The 16,605-nt window shown below is 56.9% G+C and carries 16 protein-coding genes and 1 pseudogene; 11 read left to right on the forward strand and 6 right to left on the reverse strand.

The features are described from left to right. Window positions 1-4 precede the first annotated feature (4 nt). Window positions 5-955 carry a transaldolase gene (tal, locus tag FOY96_RS05615; RefSeq protein WP_033146157.1) on the reverse strand — a complete coding sequence of 317 codons (951 nt, stop codon included), beginning with the start codon at window positions 953-955 and terminating at the stop codon, window positions 5-7. A 289-nt stretch (window positions 956-1,244) separates the two neighbouring features. Between tal and maeB the strand changes: the two are divergent. Continuing rightward, window positions 1,245-3,523: pseudogene (gene maeB, locus FOY96_RS05620) on the forward strand (NADP-dependent oxaloacetate-decarboxylating malate dehydrogenase). Window positions 3,524-3,558: 35 nt separating this feature from the next. On the opposite strand, the gene hemF reads toward maeB, so the two are convergent. Beyond that, a complete protein-coding gene (gene hemF / locus FOY96_RS05625; protein WP_039263704.1) occupies window positions 3,559-4,458 on the reverse strand; it encodes an oxygen-dependent coproporphyrinogen oxidase in 900 nt (299 codons plus the stop codon). After that, complete coding sequence (gene amiA / locus FOY96_RS05630; RefSeq protein WP_023308739.1) at window positions 4,458-5,333, reverse strand: N-acetylmuramoyl-L-alanine amidase AmiA; 876 nt, start codon at window positions 5,331-5,333, stop codon at window positions 4,458-4,460. Before amiA ends, hemF begins: the two co-directional genes overlap by 1 nt. Before the next feature lie 212 nt (window positions 5,334-5,545). Between amiA and FOY96_RS05640 the strand changes: the two genes are divergently transcribed. The 10 genes from FOY96_RS05640 (at window position 5,546) to pdxK (ending at window position 13,883) form a co-directional block, all read left to right on the forward strand. After that, entirely contained in the window at window positions 5,546-5,971 is a 426-nt protein-coding gene (locus FOY96_RS05640; protein ID WP_048974882.1) for a GNAT family acetyltransferase, read from the forward strand. After that, window positions 5,958-6,407 carry a DUF2919 domain-containing protein gene (locus tag FOY96_RS05645; protein WP_143346628.1) on the forward strand — a complete coding sequence of 150 codons (450 nt, stop codon included), beginning with the start codon at window positions 5,958-5,960 and terminating at the stop codon, window positions 6,405-6,407. Before FOY96_RS05640 ends, FOY96_RS05645 begins: the two co-directional genes overlap by 14 nt. A gap of 63 nt (window positions 6,408-6,470) precedes the next feature. Beyond that, window positions 6,471-7,046 (forward strand): RpoE-regulated lipoprotein, encoded by a 576-nt coding sequence (locus tag FOY96_RS05650; protein WP_143346629.1) that lies wholly within the window; start codon window positions 6,471-6,473, stop codon window positions 7,044-7,046. A gap of 92 nt (window positions 7,047-7,138) precedes the next feature. After that, on the forward strand, window positions 7,139-8,038 hold the full coding sequence (locus FOY96_RS05655; RefSeq protein WP_143346630.1) for a Dyp-type peroxidase: 900 nt from the start codon (window positions 7,139-7,141) through the stop codon (window positions 8,036-8,038). 172 nt (window positions 8,039-8,210) lie between these two features. Next, window positions 8,211-9,224, forward strand: coding sequence for a sulfate ABC transporter substrate-binding protein (locus FOY96_RS05660; RefSeq protein ID WP_023344640.1), 1,014 nt, complete (start codon window positions 8,211-8,213; stop codon window positions 9,222-9,224). Continuing rightward, entirely contained in the window at window positions 9,224-10,057 is an 834-nt protein-coding gene (cysT, locus tag FOY96_RS05665; protein WP_004123378.1) for a sulfate/thiosulfate ABC transporter permease CysT, read from the forward strand. The genes FOY96_RS05660 and cysT overlap by 1 nt, the downstream gene beginning before the upstream one ends. Further along, window positions 10,057-10,932, forward strand: coding sequence for a sulfate/thiosulfate ABC transporter permease CysW (cysW, locus tag FOY96_RS05670; RefSeq protein ID WP_023308733.1), 876 nt, complete (start codon window positions 10,057-10,059; stop codon window positions 10,930-10,932). The genes cysT and cysW overlap by 1 nt, the downstream gene beginning before the upstream one ends. Continuing rightward, window positions 10,922-12,016: a sulfate/thiosulfate ABC transporter ATP-binding protein CysA gene (cysA, locus tag FOY96_RS05675; RefSeq protein WP_008501607.1), complete on the forward strand. Its 1,095-nt coding sequence runs from the start codon at window positions 10,922-10,924 to the stop codon at window positions 12,014-12,016. The genes cysW and cysA overlap by 11 nt, the downstream gene beginning before the upstream one ends. Before the next feature lie 113 nt (window positions 12,017-12,129). Beyond that, window positions 12,130-13,041 carry a cysteine synthase CysM gene (gene cysM / locus FOY96_RS05680; RefSeq protein WP_045355358.1) on the forward strand — a complete coding sequence of 304 codons (912 nt, stop codon included), beginning with the start codon at window positions 12,130-12,132 and terminating at the stop codon, window positions 13,039-13,041. A 5-nt stretch (window positions 13,042-13,046) separates the two neighbouring features. Further along, window positions 13,047-13,883, forward strand: coding sequence for a pyridoxine/pyridoxal/pyridoxamine kinase (gene pdxK, locus FOY96_RS05685; RefSeq protein ID WP_143346631.1), 837 nt, complete (start codon window positions 13,047-13,049; stop codon window positions 13,881-13,883). A gap of 44 nt (window positions 13,884-13,927) precedes the next feature. Here pdxK and crr read toward each other — a convergent pair whose 3' ends face one another. From crr to ptsH, 3 genes are read right to left on the reverse strand one after another with little or no spacing between them, the layout of a single operon-like run. Further along, window positions 13,928-14,437, reverse strand: coding sequence for a PTS glucose transporter subunit IIA (gene crr, locus FOY96_RS05690; protein ID WP_003861316.1), 510 nt, complete (start codon window positions 14,435-14,437; stop codon window positions 13,928-13,930). A 40-nt stretch (window positions 14,438-14,477) separates the two neighbouring features. Next, window positions 14,478-16,205, reverse strand: coding sequence for a phosphoenolpyruvate-protein phosphotransferase PtsI (ptsI, locus tag FOY96_RS05695; protein ID WP_023332954.1), 1,728 nt, complete (start codon window positions 16,203-16,205; stop codon window positions 14,478-14,480). Between the two features lie 44 nt (window positions 16,206-16,249). Next, a complete protein-coding gene (gene ptsH / locus FOY96_RS05700; RefSeq protein WP_000487600.1) occupies window positions 16,250-16,507 on the reverse strand; it encodes a phosphocarrier protein Hpr in 258 nt (85 codons plus the stop codon). Between the last annotated feature and the right edge of the window lie 98 nt (window positions 16,508-16,605).

Here is a 16,605-nt window from a genome sequence, read left to right on the forward strand (position 1 = left end):
AAGGTTAAAGTTTGGCGGCGAGAAGATCTTCAAGTTTGCGCTGGTCGACGGCGAACTGGCGGATGCCGTCCGCCAGTTTTTCCACGGCCATGGCGTCCTGATTGTGCTCCCAGCGGAATTCCGCTTCGGTCATGGCTTTCGGTTTTGGCAGAACGGTGGAGGTCGGCACCAGCTTGCGGATCACCGTTTCTTCTTTGTCCTGTAGCTCCTGGAGCAGGTTAGGGGAGATGGTCAGACGGTCGCAGCCTGCCAGGGCGAGGATCTGCTCGGTACGCCGGAAGCTGGCCCCCATCACGATAGTTTCGTAGCGGTGCTGTTTGTAGTAGTCGTAGATATTACGGACCGATTTCACGCCCGGATCCTCATCCACCACGTACGGATCCATCGGCTGTTTCGCCTGATACCAGTCGTAGATGCGCCCGACAAACGGCGAGACGAGGAACACGCCCGCTTCAGCGCAGGCGCGCGCCTGGGCAAACGAGAACAGTAGGGTCAGGTTGCAGTGGATGCCCTCTTTTTCCAACACCTCAGCCGCTCGGATGCCTTCCCAGGTGGACGCCAGCTTGATCAGAATGCGTGATTTATCGATCCCCTGCTCCTCGTACAGTTCCACCAGGCGACGCGCCTTATTAATGCTCTTTTCTTTATCGAACGAGAGGCGGGCGTCGACTTCGGTCGAGACGCGGCCCGGGATGCTTTTAAGAATTTCCGCACCAAAATTAACCGCCAGCTTGTCGCTGGCTTCGGCGACCTGCTGCTCCTGCGTTTTCCCGCGCTGTTTACCGTAGGCAATGGCGTCATCAATCAGATGGCTAAAATGGGCAAGCCCTGCAGCTTTGAGCAGTAGCGAAGGGTTAGTGGTCGCGTCCTCCGGCTGATAGTGGCGAATTGACTCGATATCGCCGCTGTCTGCAACCACGGTGGTGAATTTTTTGATGCCGTCTAGCTGGTTCATAAATAATTACTCCTTGGAAATAAAAGAGTTAGATGAGTGCGTTAGTTCACACTTCTGGAAAAATCATGATGGACTTAACAAAAAAGCATAGCAGACGGGGGAGGCATTGCTTTTGAGACGGGTAACATGGCTGTTATAAATTGATAACAATTTTTAATGTGTGATGGTGAGAGTTTGGCTGCCTTCAAAGTTTAGGAGGCGGCCTGAGGCGATACTAGGCGGCACACCAGGGTGTGCATCAGGATCGCTTACGTCACCCTTTTGACCGATACGTGAAAGGAAAAATAAGATGGATGAGCAGTTGAAACAGAGTGCCCTCGATTTTCACGAGTTCCCTGTCCCGGGCAAAATCCAGGTCTCCCCAACCAAGCCGCTGGCAACCCAGCGCGATCTGGCGCTGGCCTATTCGCCGGGCGTCGCAGCCCCGTGTCTGGAAATCGAAAAAGACCCGCTGGCGGCCTACAAATATACCGCGCGCGGCAACCTTGTCGCCGTGATCTCTAACGGCACGGCGGTGCTGGGGCTGGGCAACATCGGCGCGCTGGCCGGTAAGCCGGTGATGGAAGGGAAGGGGGTGCTGTTCAAGAAATTCGCCGGTATCGACGTGTTCGATATCGAGGTGGATGAACTCGATCCTGACAAATTCATCAACGTGGTGGCCGCGCTGGAGCCGACCTTCGGCGGGATCAACCTGGAAGACATTAAAGCGCCGGAATGTTTCTATATCGAGCAGAAGCTGCGCGAGCGTATGAACATTCCCGTGTTCCATGATGACCAGCACGGCACCGCGATTATCAGCACCGCCGCGATTCTGAACGGCCTGCGCGTGGTAGAGAAAAATCTCTCCGACGTGCGCATGGTGGTCTCTGGCGCAGGCGCCGCGGCCATCGCCTGTATGAACCTGCTGGTGGCGCTGGGTATGCAGAAACACAACATTGTGGTCTGCGACTCCAAGGGCGTTATCTATAAAGACCGCGAGCCGAACATGGCGGAAACCAAAGCGGCGTACGCGGTCGACGACGACGGTAAGCGCACCCTGGACGACGTGATTGACGGCGCGGATATCTTCCTCGGCTGCTCCGGTCCGAAAGTGTTGACCCAGGAGATGGTGAAGAAGATGGCGCGTGCGCCAATGATCCTGGCCCTGGCGAACCCTGAGCCGGAAATCCTGCCGCCGCTGGCGAAAGCGGTGCGTGAAGACGCCATTATCTGTACCGGCCGTTCGGACTACCCTAACCAGGTCAACAACGTGCTCTGCTTCCCGTTCATCTTCCGCGGCGCGCTGGACGTCGGCGCAACGGCGATCAACGAAGAGATGAAGCTTGCCGCCGTTCACGCCATCGCGGAGCTGGCCCACGCCGAGCAGAGCGAAGTGGTTGCGTCCGCGTACGGCGATCAGGATCTGAGCTTTGGTCCGGACTACATCATTCCAAAACCGTTCGACCCGCGTCTGATTGTTAAGATTGCCCCAGCGGTGGCCAAAGCGGCGATGGACTCCGGCGTGGCGACGCGTCCGATTCACGATTTCGACGCTTACGTCGATAAGCTCACCGAGTTTGTCTATAAAACGAACCTGTTCATGAAGCCGATCTTCTCTCAGGCCCGCGCCGACGCGAAGCGCGTGGTGCTGGCGGAAGGGGAAGAGGCGCGCGTGCTGCACGCCACCCAGGAGCTGATCACCTTAGGCCTGGCGAAGCCGATCCTGATTGGTCGTCCGAGCGTGATTGAAATGCGTATCCAGAAGCTGGGCCTGCAGATTAAGCCGGGCGTCGACTTCGAGATCGTTAACAACAATCCGATCCGCGCTTCAAAGAGTACTGGAGCGAATACTACGCGATCATGAAGCGCCGGGGGATCACCCAGGAACAGGCGCAGAAGGCCGTCATCAGCAACACGACGGTGATCGGCGCGATCATGGTGCATCGCGGCGAGGCGGACGCGCTGATCTGCGGCACCATCGGCGATTACCACGAGCACTTTAGCGTGGTGCAGGAGATCTTCGGCTATCGCGACGGCGTCCATACCGCCGGGGCGATGAACGCGCTGCTGCTGCCGAGCGGCAACACCTTTATTGCGGACACCTACGTTAACGACGATCCGACCCCGGACGAGCTAGCGGAAATCACGGTGATGGCCGCCGAGACCGTGCGTCGCTTTGGTATTGAGCCGAAGGTGGCGCTGCTGTCGCACTCTAACTTTGGTTCGTCTAAATCCGCGGCGGCCTGCAAAATGCGTCAGACGCTGGAGCTGGTGCGCGAGCGTGCGCCGGAGCTGATGATTGACGGGGAAATGCACGGCGATGCCGCGCTGGTGGAAAGCATCCGTAACGAACGTATGCCGGACAGCCCGCTGAAGGGATCGGCCAACATTCTGATTATGCCGAACGTGGAAGCGGCGCGTATCAGCTATAACCTGCTGCGCGTCTCCAGCTCTGAAGGGGTGACCGTAGGGCCGGTACTGATGGGCGTGGCGAAACCGGTGCACGTGTTAACGCCGATTGCCTCCGTGCGTCGTATCGTGAATATGGTGGCGCTGGCGGTGGTTGAGGCGCAGACGCAGCCGCTGTAATTTTTACCCTCTCCCAAAGGGAGAGGGCATAAGGGCTACACCCAGTCCCGAACCTGAATAAACTCACGCAAGGCAGCCTCCGGGCTGCCTTCTTTTGGCTCGTAGCAGTACTCCCAGCGTACCAGCGGCGGCATCGACATCAGAATCGACTCCGTGCGCCCGCCGGTCTGCAGGCCGAACAGCGTCCCGCGATCCCACACCAGGTTGAACTCCACGTAGCGCCCGCGGCGGTAAAGCTGGAACTCGCGCTCGCGCACGCCGTAGTCGGTATTTTTACGGCGCTCGACAATCGGCAGATAGGCGTCGGTATAGCCTTCGCCTACCGCGCGCATAAAGCTGAACGCGGTATCAAAATCAGGCGCGTTGAGATCATCAAAGAACAGCCCGCCGATGCCGCGCTGCTCGTCGCGGTGCTTCAGGTAAAAGTAGTCATCGCACCACTTTTTAAATTTCGGGTAGACGTCTTCGCCAAACGGTAGGCAAAGATCCCGCGCGGTGGTGTGCCAGTGCACGGCATCTTCTTCGAAGCCGTAGTATGGCGTTAAATCGAAACCGCCGCCGAACCACCAGACCGGGTCGGCGCCTGGTTTTTCCGCAATGAAAAAGCGCACGTTGGCGTGGCTGGTGGGCACGAACGGGTTGTGCGGGTGCACTACCAGCGAGACGCCCATCGCCTCGAAGCTGCGGCCCGCCAGTTCAGGACGATGCGCCGTCGCAGATGCGGGCATGGCGTCGCCGTGAACGTGGGAAAAATTCACGCCTGCCTGTTCGAAGATGCCGCCGTTTCGCAGCACGCGGCTGCGCCCGCCGCCTCCGGCCTCGCGCTGCCAGTTATCTTCCTGAAATTCACCGCCGTCTGCGGCAGCCAGTTTCTGGCAGATCTCATCCTGCAGCTGCAGCAGGAAGGTTTTGACCAGTTGAGCATCGGGTTTCATCAACGTTTCCTGGAGTGCGCTTTTTGGTTATCGAACCAGTTGAAGTAACTGATAATGCCGGAGGCGATAGCGTTGGCGATCTTCTGACGAAACGCCGTGGTGCCGAGGAGCCGCTCTTCTTCCGGGTTGGTAATAAAGGACGTTTCCACCAGCACGGACGGGATGGACGGCGACTTCAGCACCACGAATGCCGCCTGCTCGGTGCCTTTACTGTGCAGACGATGCACTGGCTTAATCTTCTTCAGAATATGCGAGCCGAGCGTCAGGCTGTTTTTAATCGTATCCGTCTGCACGAGGTCGAACAGCACCTGCTGTAGCAGATGATCTTTGTCGGTGGCTTTTTTCCCGGCGACTTCATCCGCCCGGTTTTCGCGGTCGGAGAGGTATTTTGCCATGGCGCTACTGGCACCACGGTTAGAGAGTGCAAACACCGAGGCGCCTGCCGCAGAAGGGTTGGTAAAGCCGTCGGCGTGAATCGACATAAACAGATCCGCACCGTGCTGGTGGGCGATCTCAACGCGGTCATACAGCGGAATAAAGGTGTCGCCAGAGCGCGTCAGACGGGCGTCAATGCCGTTGCTGCGTAAAATTGCGCGCACATTTTTTGCAATTGCCAGCACGACGTGTTTTTCTTTCGACCCGTTTTTGCCGATGGCGCCGGTATCAATACCGCCGTGGCCCGGGTCGAGCATTACCAGACGCTTCGCGCCCGGCTTTTTGGTTTTCGGTTTGCTGTGTCCGTTACTGGTTTTGAGCGTGCTCTCGTCTTTCGCCTGAGCCTGCTTTGCGATGCCCGTTAACGTTAAGGCCGCCAGCCCCGCTTTGAGAACCTGACGACGCGATGTGAGTGCTTTTAATGGTTTGAATGTGCTCATGCGGCCTGAATACTAAAAAATGGGGTCCTGGTGTTATATCGTATCGTGTTTCCCGTTACGACAGTCCATGTTGAGAATTGTTTTACTTTTCATTTCAATACGTGACAAAGTGACATTATGCCAAATTTTGGCGAGATTTTCCCCGGTTATTGGCGAAAGGCGAGCTTCGCGCCATAATCACTGTTTTTAAACCCGAAAAGGCGGTTAATACCATGGAGATACGCGTTTTTCGCCAGGAAGATTTCGAAGAGGTGATCACCCTTTGGGAGCGCTGCGATCTGCTGCGTCCGTGGAACGATCCGGAAATGGATATCGAACGTAAGTTGAATCACGACGTCAGTCTGTTTCTGGTCGCGGAAGTCAATGGCGAGGTTGTGGGGACGGTCATGGGCGGTTATGACGGCCACCGCGGCTCGGCCTATTATCTGGGCGTCCACCCGGAATACCGTGGCCGCGGCATTGCCAATGCGCTGCTGAACCGGCTCGAGAAGAAGCTGATCGCCCGCGGCTGCCCGAAAATCCAGATCATGGTACGGGAAGATAACGACGTGGTGCTGGGCATGTATGAGCGTCTGGGCTACGAGCATTCCGACGTGCTGAGTTTAGGAAAGCGTCTGATCGAAGATGAAGAGTACTGAGATCCATCCGGCAGACTATGACGCGCAGGGCCGCGTCAGGCTGCCCTTTTTATTCTGGTGCGTTATGCTGCTCCAGGCCCGGACCTGGGTGCTGTTTGTGATGGCCGCCGCGTCTCGCGGGCAGGGCGACACGCTGCTGAATCTCTTTTATCCCGATCACGACGCCTTCTGGCTCGGCTTACTGCCGGGCGTACCGGCGGTGGTCGCTTTTTTGTGCAGCGGACGACGGCATGCGATCCCACGTTTCTGGCGCGCGCTTCGCTGGCTGCTGATCCTCGCCCAGGTTGCGCTGCTCTTCTGGCAGCCGGTACTCTGGTGGTACGGTGAACCGCCGACGGGCACCGGCGTTGCGCTGGTGGTTGCAGATATTGTGGCCCTGCTGTGGCTGCTGACCAACCCGCGTCTTCGCGCCTGTTTTGCGCATCAGGATGATTAATCCGGCACTTTTTGCCGATGCCGCACTCCAACAAGCGTTGATTTAACAAGAAAGGACGTTTCAATGAAATCGCTGCGTTTACTTTTATGCGCTCTCCCGCTGGCCTTGACCGGCTGTTCGACGCTCTCCTCCATTAACTGGTCAGCCGCGTATCCGTGGAACTGGTTTGGCTCATCAACGGAAGTGACCGAGCAGGGCGTGGGGAAAATTACCGCCGCGACGTCGCTGGATCATGACGCTATTCAGGATGCGCTCAGCAGCGATTACCGCCTGCGCAGCGGCATGAAAACGGAGAATGGCAATATTGTTCGCTATTACGAAGCGCTGAAAGGCGACAAGCTGGCGCTGGTGATTAACGGTGACAAAGGCACCGTAAACCGTATCGCTGTGATGGATGAAGATATTCCGACGGCGAGCGGTGTGAAGGTGGGTACGCCGTTCAGCGACCTTTATAAGCAGGCCTTTGGCAACTGCACCAGCCTGCCGTCTGACGACAAGGTCGCGGTGGAATGTAAGGCTGAAGGCAGCCAGCACATCAGCTATGTCTTCACCGGAACCTGGAGCGGCCCGGAAGGTCTGATGCCGTCTGACGACACGCTCAGGAGCTGGAAAGTGAGCAAAATACTCTGGAAGCAGTAATTTGCGCCTGAACAAACCGCCTCGCTGAAATCCGGGTATAATAGCCGCCATCAATGCCACGCTGACGTGGCATCTTTATTTCAGGAGGAGCGATGTCTCAGGTTCAGAGTGGCATTTTGCCAGAACATTGCCGCGCGGCGATTTGGATTGAAGCCAATGTTAAAGGGGACGTGGATGCCCTGCGTGCGGCCAGTAAAGCGTTTGTTGATAAGCTGGCTACCTTCCAGGCCAAATTCCCGGAAGCGCACCTCGGCGCCGTTGTTGCCTTTGGCAATAACGTCTGGCGTCAGCTGAGCGGTGGCGAAGGGGCGGAAGAGCTGAAAGACTTCATCCCTTACGGCAAAGGTCTGGCTCCGGCAACCCAGTACGACGTGCTGATCCACATTCTCTCCCTGCGTCACGACGTGAACTTCTCCGTTGCCCAGGCGGCAGTAGCGGCCTTTGGCGACAGCATTGAGGTGCAGGAAGAGGTTCACGGCTTCCGCTGGGTGGAAGAGCGCGATCTAAGCGGATTCGTCGACGGCACCGAAAACCCGGCGGGCGAAGAGACGCGTCGTGAAGTCGCGGTAATCAAAGACGGCGTGGACGCGGGCGGCAGCTACGTGTTCGTGCAGCGCTGGGAGCACAACCTCAAGCAGCTTAACCGCATGAGCGTGCACGACCAGGAAATGATGATTGGTCGTACTAAAGAAGCCAACGAAGAGATCGACGGCGACGACCGTCCCGTTACCTCTCACCTGACCCGCGTTGACCTGAAAGAAGACGGCAAAGGGCTGAAGATTGTTCGCCAGAGCCTGCCGTACGGTACCGCCAGCGGCACGCTCGGCCTTTACTTCTGCGCCTACTGCGCGCGCCTCTATAACATTGAGCAGCAGCTGCTGAGCATGTTCGGCGATACCGACGGCAAGCGCGACGCCATGCTGCGCTTCACCAAACCGGTAACCGGCGGCTACTACTTTGCGCCGTCCGTTGAGTGTCTGCTGGCGCTGTAATGGCCTTTCTCCCTCTCCCTGTGGGAGAGGGCTGGGGTGAAGGCATCAGGCCTCACCCTTATTCCCTTTTCTGCTTCTAAATCACCAAACGGTATATAAAACCGTTACTCCTTTCATCCCCGTTATAAATATTATGACTATAAGATAGTCATCACATTTATAAGGGTGCGCAATGGCCGTTACTGTACTGAAAAAAGGAACTCTGGCGCTGGCAGGTTTACTGCTGGTGGCACAGGCGCAGGCGACTGAACTGTTGAACAGTTCGTATGACGTCTCCCGCGAGCTGTTTGCCGCCCTTAATCCACCGTTCGAACAGCAGTGGGCGAAAGACAATAACGGCGACAAGCTGACCATCAAACAGTCCCACGCCGGATCGTCCAAGCAGGCGCTGGCGATTTTGCAGGGCCTGAAAGCAGATGTGGTGACTTACAACCAGGTGACTGACGTGCAGATCCTGCACGACAAAGGCAAGCTGATCCCAGCGGACTGGCAGAGCCGACTGCCGAACAACAGCTCCCCGTTCTATTCCACCATGGGCTTCCTGGTGCGTAAGGGCAACCCGAAGAATATCCACGACTGGAGCGACCTGGTGCGTTCCGACGTGAAGCTGATTTTCCCTAATCCAAAAACTTCCGGTAACGCGCGTTATACCTATTTAGCCGCGTGGGGCGCGGCGGACAAGGCTGACGGTAACGATAAAGCCAAAACCGAGCAGTTCATGACCCAGTTCCTGAAAAACGTCGAAGTGTTTGATACCGGCGGCCGCGGGGCGACAACGACCTTCGCGGAGCGCGGTCTCGGCGATGTTCTGATCAGCTTTGAATCGGAAGTAAATAATATCCGCAAACAGTACGAAGCGCAGGGCTTCGAGGTCGTTATCCCGAAAACCAACATCCTGGCCGAGTTCCCGGTGGCGTGGGTGGATAAAAACGTGCAGGCGAACGGTACCGAGAAAGCGGCAAAAGCCTACCTCAACTACCTGTACAGCCCGCAGGCGCAGACCATCATTACCGATTATTACTATCGCGTGAATAACCCGGACGTGATGAACAAACTGAAAGACAAATTCCCGCAGACCGCGCTGTTCCGCGTGGAAGATCATTTCGGCTCCTGGCCTGATGTGATGAAAACGCATTTTGCCAGCGGCGGTGAGTTAGACAAACTGCTGGCGGCGGGGCATAAGTAATGTTTGCAGTTTCGACAAAACGCGTGCTGCCGGGCTTTACCTTAAGCCTCGGGACCAGCCTGCTGTTCGTCTGCCTGATCCTGCTGTTGCCGCTCAGCGCGCTGGTGATGCAGCTTGCTCAGATGAGCTGGGCGCAGTACTGGGACGTGGTCACCAACCCGCAGGTGGTGGCGGCCTACAAGGTGACGCTGCTGTCGGCGTTTGTTGCCTCCATTTTTAACGGCGTGTTTGGCCTGCTGATGGCGTGGATCTTAACCCGCTATCGCTTCCCGGGTCGCACGCTGCTTGACGCCCTGATGGATCTGCCGTTTGCGCTGCCGACGGCGGTGGCGGGCTTAACCCTCGCGTCGCTCTTCTCCGTGAACGGGCTGTACGGCGAGTGGCTGGCGAAATTTGACATCAAAGTGACCTACACCTGGCTCGGTATCGCGGTGGCGATGGCCTTTACCAGCATCCCGTTTGTGGTTCGTACCGTGCAGCCGGTGCTGGAAGAGTTGGGTCCGGAATACGAAGAAGCGGCGGAAACGCTCGGCGCCACGCGCTGGCAGAGCTTCCGCAAGGTGGTTTTGCCGGAGCTCTCTCCTGCGCTGATGGCGGGCGTTGCGCTGTCGTTTACCCGCAGCCTCGGTGAGTTTGGCGCGGTGATTTTTATCGCCGGGAACATCGCCTGGAAAACAGAAGTCACCTCGCTGATGATTTTCATCCGTTTGCAGGAGTTTGATTATCCGGCGGCGAGCGCGATTGCCTCGGTGATCCTGGCGGCCTCGCTGCTGCTGCTGTACTCGATTAACACTCTGCAAAGTCGCTTTGGTCGACGTGTGGTAGGTCACTGATGGCGGAAGTTACGCAATTGAAGCGATACGATGCACCCCGCATCAACTGGGGTAAATGGTTTCTGATTGGGGCGGGCGTGCTGGTTTCCGCCCTCATTCTCGTCGTGCCGACGGTTTATATCTTCGTTCAGGCGTTCAGCAAGGGGCTGATGCCCGCGCTGGAAAACCTGGCGAACCCGGATATGCTGCATGCCATCTGGCTGACCGTGCTGATTGCGCTGATCACCGTGCCGGTGAACCTCGTGTTCGGGACCCTGCTGGCCTGGCTGGTAACCCGCTTTAACTTCCCGGGACGTCAGCTGCTGCTGACCCTGCTGGACATTCCTTTCGCCGTATCGCCGGTGGTGGCGGGTCTGGTGTACCTGCTCTTTTACGGCTCCAACGGCCCGTTGGGCGGCTGGCTGGACGAGCATAACCTGCAGATCATGTTCGCCTGGCCGGGCATGGTGCTGGTCACCATCTTCGTGACCTGTCCGTTTGTGGTGCGTGAGCTGGTGCCGGTGATGTTAAGCCAGGGGAGCAACGAAGACGAAGCGGCGGTGCTGCTGGGCGCGTCCGGCTGGCAGATGTTCCGTCGCGTGACGCTGCCGAATATCCGCTGGGCGCTGCTTTACGGCGTGGTGCTGACCAACGCCCGCGCGATTGGTGAGTTCGGTGCCGTTTCCGTCGTCTCCGGCTCCATCCGGGGTGAAACCCTGTCGCTGCCGCTCCAGATTGAGCTGCTGCAGCAGGACTACAACACCATCGGCTCGTTTACTGCCGCAGCGTTGCTGACGCTGATGGCCATCTTGACCCTGTTTTTGAAGAGTGTGGTGCAGTGGCGTTTAGAAAATCAGGAAAAACGTCAGCATCAGGAGGGAAATCATGAGCATTGAGATTGCCAATATTAAGAAGTCTTTTGGTCGCACCCAGGTGCTGAATGATATCTCGCTGGATATCCCTTCCGGACAAATGGTGGCGCTGCTGGGGCCGTCCGGCTCGGGCAAAACCACGCTGCTGCGTATTATCGCCGGGCTTGAGCATCAGACCAGCGGGCACATCCGCTTCCACGGCACCGACGTGAGCCGTCTGCACGCCCGCGATCGTAAAGTAGGCTTTGTGTTCCAGCACTACGCGCTGTTCCGCCACATGACCGTGTTCGACAACATCGCGTTTGGCCTGACCGTGCTGCCGCGTCGCGAACGTCCGGATGCGGCAACCATTAAGGCGAAAGTGACCAAACTGCTGGAGATGGTGCAGCTGGCTCACCTGGCGGATCGTTTCCCGGCCCAGCTGTCCGGCGGGCAGAAACAGCGCGTGGCGCTGGCGCGCGCGCTGGCCGTTGAGCCGCAAATTCTGCTGCTGGATGAACCCTTCGGCGCGCTGGATGCGCAGGTGCGTAAAGAGCTGCGCCGCTGGCTGCGCCAGCTGCATGAAGAGCTGAAGTTCACCAGCGTCTTCGTGACCCACGATCAGGAAGAGGCGATGGAAGTTGCGGATCGCGTGGTGGTCATGAGCCAGGGCAACATTGAGCAGGTTGACGAGCCGGAGCAGCTCTGGCGTGAGCCGGCGACCCGCTTCGTGCTGGAGTTTATGGGCGAGGTAAACCGTCTGCAGGGCACTATTCGCGGCGGACAGTTCCACGTTGGCGCGCACCGCTGGCCGCTGGGCTATACCTCCGCGCATCAGGGGCCGGTCGATCTGTTCCTGCGTCCGTGGGAAGTGGACGTGAGCCGCCGAACCAGCCTGGATTCACCGCTGCCGGTGCAGGTGCTGGAAGCTAGCCCTAAAGGTCACTACACCCAATTGGTGGTACAGCCGCTGGGCTGGTATACCGAGCCGCTGACCGTGGTCATGCGCGACGACGTGCCGCCGCACCGGGGGGAGCGCCTGTTTGTTGGTTTGCAGCACGCCCGTATTTATCACGGGAAGGAGCGCATCGAGACGCGCGAGGATATTGCTCTGGCGGAGTCAGCCTGATAGGTTAGGATTACGTAGTTTTGCCGGGTGGCGCTGCGCTTACCCGGCCTACAATATGACGTCTGTAGGCCCGGTAAGCGAAGCGCCACCGGGCTTTTTATTGGACAGCGATCATGAATACACTAGAACACACCATCGGCAACACTCCTCTGGTCAAGCTTCAGCGTATGGGTCCGGACAACGGCAGCGAAATCTGGGTCAAACTCGAAGGCAATAACCCGGCGGGGTCGGTGAAAGACCGCGCGGCGCTGTCGATGATTGTCCAGGCCGAAAAACGTGGAGAAATTAAGCCAGGCGACGTGCTGATTGAGGCCACTAGCGGCAACACCGGTATCGCCCTGGCGATGATTGCCGCGCTGAAAGGCTACCGCATGAAGCTGCTGATGCCGGACAACATGAGCCAGGAGCGCCGCGCCGCGATGCGTGCCTACGGGGCCGAGCTGATTCTGGTGACCAAAGAGCAGGGAATGGAAGGCGCGCGCGACTTAGCGCTGGAGATGGCCGGGCGCGGTGAAGGTAAACTGCTGGATCAGTTCAACAACCCGGACAACCCGTACGCGCACTACACCACCACCGGCCCGGAAATCTGGCAGCAAACCGACGGGCGTATCACCCATTTTGTCTCCAGCATGGGCACCACAGGCACCATTACCGGGGTATCGCGTTTTCTGCGCGAGCAGGAAAAAGCCGTCACCATCGTTGGCCTCCAGCCGGAAGAGGGGAGCAGCATTCCGGGGATTCGCCGCTGGCCGGCGGAGTATATGCCCGGCATCTTTAATGCGCAGCTGGTGGATCAGGTGCTGGATCTTCACCAGCGCGAGGCGGAAAATACCATGCGTGAGCTGGCCGTGCGCGAAGGTATCTTCTGCGGCGTCAGCTCGGGCGGCGCGGTAGCGGGGGCGATTCGGGTGGCGCAGGCAAACCCGGGGGCGGTAGTAGTGGCGATTATTTGCGATCGCGGCGATCGCTATCTGTCTACCGGCGTCTTTGGTGAAGAGAGTTATTCGCAGGGGGCGGGGATTTAAGCGTCATGGAGATGATTCTATTCCGGGATAACACCCGGGCGCAGCAAACCGACATTGTCGCAGTGCAGTCGCAGGTGGTTTACGGCAGCGTGGGGAACAGCATTGCGGTACCGAATATTCGTACCCACAGGCTGAACGTCACCGCCGTGCCGACGGTACTGTTTAGCAACACGCCGCATTACGACACGTTTTATGGTGGGGTGATCCCCGACGAGTGGTTCAGCGGCTATCTTAAGGCACTGGAAGAGCGCGAGATCCTGCGCGAGCTTAAAGCGGTCACCACCGGCTATATGGGCAGCGCCAGCCAGATCGTCCTGCTGGCTCAATGGCTGAAGGCGGTCAAAGCGCAGCATCCTGACCTTCTGGTGCTGGTCGACCCGGTTATCGGCGATATCGACAGCGGTATGTACGTCAAGCCCGAGATCCCGCAGGCGTATCGGGAGCACCTGCTGCCGCTGGCGCAGGGGATCACACCAAACGTCTATGAGCTGGAGGTGTTAAGCGGCAAACCGTGCCGTACGCCCGAAAGCGCCATCGCGGCGGCGCAAGGACTGCTCTCCGATAGCCTGAAATGGGTGGCTATCACCAGCGCGCCGGTGGCCGATGAACCGGAAAACATCCACGTGGTGCTGGTGACGAATGAAGGCGTGACCGTCAGCGCGCATCCGCGCGTAGAAACCGATCTGAAAGGGACGGGCGACCTGTTCTGTTCAGAGCTGGTGAGCGGAATTGTTGAGGGGAAAACCGTTGCCGATGCCATTCGCATGGCCGGCGATCGGGTGACTGACGTGATGCTCTATACCCAGTCGAAGGGCTACGACGAGCTTATCCTACCGGCATAAACAAAAATGGCGCCCGAAGGCGCCATTTTTCTGTGCGGCAAGAATTACTTCTTGATGCGGATAACCGGAGTTTCACCCACGGTGACGCTGCCAGACAGTTTGATCAGTTCTTTGATTTCGTCCATGTTGGAGATAACAACCGGCGTCAGGGTAGACTTGGCTTTTTCTTCCAGCAGTGGCAGATCGAATTCAATTACCGGGTCGCCAACTTTAACACGCTGGCCTTCTTCCGCGATACGTTTGAAGCCTTCGCCTTTCAGTTCAACGGTGTCGATACCGAAGTGAACGAACAGTTCGATACCGCTATCAGATTCGATAGAGAACGCATGGTTGGTTTCAAAAATTTTACCGATGGTGCCGTCAACTGGAGCAACCATTTTGTTGCCAGTTGGTTTGATAGCAATGCCATCACCAACGATTTTCTCAGCAAACACTACATCCGGCACGTCTTCGATGTTGACGATCTCGCCGGAGAGCGGAGCAACAATCTCAATAGTTCCGGAGTCTTTCTTATCATCAGAAACCAGAGATTTCAGTTTATCGAACAAACCCATGATCTTCTCCTAAGCAGTAATTTGGGCCGCATCTCGTGGATTAGCAGATTGTTTTTTCTTCAATGAACTTGTTAACCAGCGTCATTAACTCGTCCGTTGTCGGTTGAGCAAGAGCCTGCTCTGCTAACACCTTCGCATCTTCGAAGTTCGTGTTACGGATAATCTTCTTAATGCGCGGGATGGAAATGGCGCTCATAGAGAATTCGTCCAGACCCATACCCAGCAACAGAAGTGTAGCACGTTCGTCGCCTGCAAGCTCACCACACATGCCAGTCCATTTACCTTCTGCATGAGAAGCATCAATAACTTGCTTGATCAAGTTCAGTACGGACGGTGACATTGGCTGGTAGAGATGTGAAATCATATCATTACCACGGTCAACTGCCAGGGTGTACTGCGTTAAATCATTGGTGCCGATACTAAAGAAATCAACTTCTTTGGCTAAATGACGCGCAATGGTCGCCGCCGCAGGTGTTTCCACCATCACGCCGATCTCGATTGACTCGTCAAACGCTTTACCTTCGTCGCGCAGTTCCTGTTTGTAGATTTCGATCTCTTTCTTCAGTGCACGCACTTCTTCAACAGAGATGATCATCGGGAACATGATGCGCAGTTTACCGAAAGCAGAGGCACGCAGGATCGCGCGAACCTGGTCACGCAGGATCTCTTTACGATCCATCGCGATACGGATTGCACGCCAGCCCAGGAACGGGTTCTCTTCTTTCGGGAAGTTCATGTACGGCAGCTCTTTGTCGCCGCCGATGTCCATGGTACGGACGATAACCGCCTGAGAACCACACGCTTCAGCCACGGCTTTATAGGCAGCAAACTGCTCTTCTTCCGTTGGCAGCGCGTCGCGGTCCATGAACAGGAATTCTGTACGATAGAGACCTACGCCTTCCGCACCGTTGCGCTCAGCGCCATCAACGTCGCGGACGGTACCGATGTTTGCGCACACTTCTACCTGATGGCCGTCCAGGGTGATGGCTGGCAGGTCTTTCAGCTTAGCGAGTTCCGCTTTTTCAGTCGCAACCTGCTCCTGAACCGCGCGCAGTTTATCGATCTCTTCATTGGTTGGGTTGACGTAAACCAGATTGTTTACGGCATCCAGAATCAGATAGTCGCCGTTTTTCACCTGAGAGGTGACGCTACCGGTACCCACGATGGCAGGCAGTTCCAGAGAGCGCGCCATGATAGAGGTGTGTGAGGTACGGCCACCCGCGTCGGTGATGAAACCGAGGACCTTTTTCAGGTTCAGCTGTGCGGTTTCAGACGGGGTGAGGTCAGCGGCAACCAGGATAACTTCATCCTGAATCGCGCTCAGATCGATGATGGCCAGACCCAGGATGTTGCGCAGCAGGCGCTTACCGATGTCACGTACGTCAGCCGCACGCTCTTTCAGGTATTCATCATCCAGTTCTTCCAGGGCAGTTGCCTGACCTTCGATAACTTCATGCGCAGCCGCGTCGGCCGTCATGCCTTTATCTTTAATCAGGGCTATGATTTCCTGCTCCAGCTCCTCATCTTCGAGCAGCATGATGTGCCCTTCGAAGATGGCTTCTTTTTCTTCACCGAAAGTTTCGCCAGCTTTAGTTTTGATTGCTTCCAGTTGCGCAGATGCCTTGGCACGACCGCTCAGAAAACGTTCAACTTCCTGATCAACCTTGTCGGCAGAAATTTTTTTCCGGTCGATGACGATCTCGTCTTCTTTCAGCAGCAGTGCTTTGCCGAAAGCGATACCCGGGGATGCTAAAATGCCTGAAATCATAACCCTACCTTACTTGTGACTGATATTTAAAAGAACCCGGAAACTTACTCGAGCTCAGCCATCAGTTTTACCAGATGCTCAACTGCTTTCTGCTCGTCTTCACCTTCTGCAGAGATGGTGACAACGGTGCCCTGAGTCAGGCCCAGAGTCTGCAGTTTGAACAGGCTTTTTGCGCTCGCGCTTTTGCCGTTGGAAGTCACAGTGATTTCAGAAGTGAAGCCTTTTGCTTCTTTAACAAACTGAGCAGCAGGGCGGGTGTGCAGACCGTTCGGAGCGGTAATGGTAACTTCTTGCTGGAACATTGTATTTCCCCAACTTATAGGTTTAGTGTTGTGGAACTAAAGTCTAGCCTGGCGACTGAACTTTAGCCTGTATTGTTAGCGCTGACGTTTCGATCGTC

The sequence above is a fragment of the Enterobacter asburiae genome (genome assembly GCF_007035645.1).
GTDB lineage: Bacteria > Pseudomonadota > Gammaproteobacteria > Enterobacterales > Enterobacteriaceae > Enterobacter > Enterobacter asburiae_B.

Bases quoted from the DNA above. Each gene is read 5' to 3' on its own strand.
- cysW (WP_023308733.1), top strand. From the start codon at position 10,057: ATGGCGGAAGTTACGCAATTGAAGCGATACGATGCACCCCGCATCAAC.
- amiA (WP_023308739.1), bottom strand. From the start codon at position 5,333: ATGAGCACATTCAAACCATTAAAAGCACTCACATCGCGTCGTCAGGTT.
- FOY96_RS05660 (WP_023344640.1), top strand. From the start codon at position 8,211: ATGGCCGTTACTGTACTGAAAAAAGGAACTCTGGCGCTGGCAGGTTTA.
- crr (WP_003861316.1), bottom strand. From the start codon at position 14,437: ATGGGTTTGTTCGATAAACTGAAATCTCTGGTTTCTGATGATAAGAAA.
- hemF (WP_039263704.1), bottom strand. From the start codon at position 4,458: ATGAAACCCGATGCTCAACTGGTCAAAACCTTCCTGCTGCAGCTGCAG.
- tal (WP_033146157.1), bottom strand. From the start codon at position 955: ATGAACCAGCTAGACGGCATCAAAAAATTCACCACCGTGGTTGCAGAC.
- FOY96_RS05640 (WP_048974882.1), top strand. From the start codon at position 5,546: ATGGAGATACGCGTTTTTCGCCAGGAAGATTTCGAAGAGGTGATCACC.
- cysT (WP_004123378.1), top strand. From the start codon at position 9,224: ATGTTTGCAGTTTCGACAAAACGCGTGCTGCCGGGCTTTACCTTAAGC.
- FOY96_RS05655 (WP_143346630.1), top strand. From the start codon at position 7,139: ATGTCTCAGGTTCAGAGTGGCATTTTGCCAGAACATTGCCGCGCGGCG.
- cysA (WP_008501607.1), top strand. From the start codon at position 10,922: ATGAGCATTGAGATTGCCAATATTAAGAAGTCTTTTGGTCGCACCCAG.
- ptsH (WP_000487600.1), bottom strand. From the start codon at position 16,507: ATGTTCCAGCAAGAAGTTACCATTACCGCTCCGAACGGTCTGCACACC.
- cysM (WP_045355358.1), top strand. From the start codon at position 12,130: ATGAATACACTAGAACACACCATCGGCAACACTCCTCTGGTCAAGCTT.
- FOY96_RS05645 (WP_143346628.1), top strand. From the start codon at position 5,958: ATGAAGAGTACTGAGATCCATCCGGCAGACTATGACGCGCAGGGCCGC.
- FOY96_RS05650 (WP_143346629.1), top strand. From the start codon at position 6,471: ATGAAATCGCTGCGTTTACTTTTATGCGCTCTCCCGCTGGCCTTGACC.
- ptsI (WP_023332954.1), bottom strand. From the start codon at position 16,205: ATGATTTCAGGCATTTTAGCATCCCCGGGTATCGCTTTCGGCAAAGCA.
- pdxK (WP_143346631.1), top strand. From the start codon at position 13,047: ATGGAGATGATTCTATTCCGGGATAACACCCGGGCGCAGCAAACCGAC.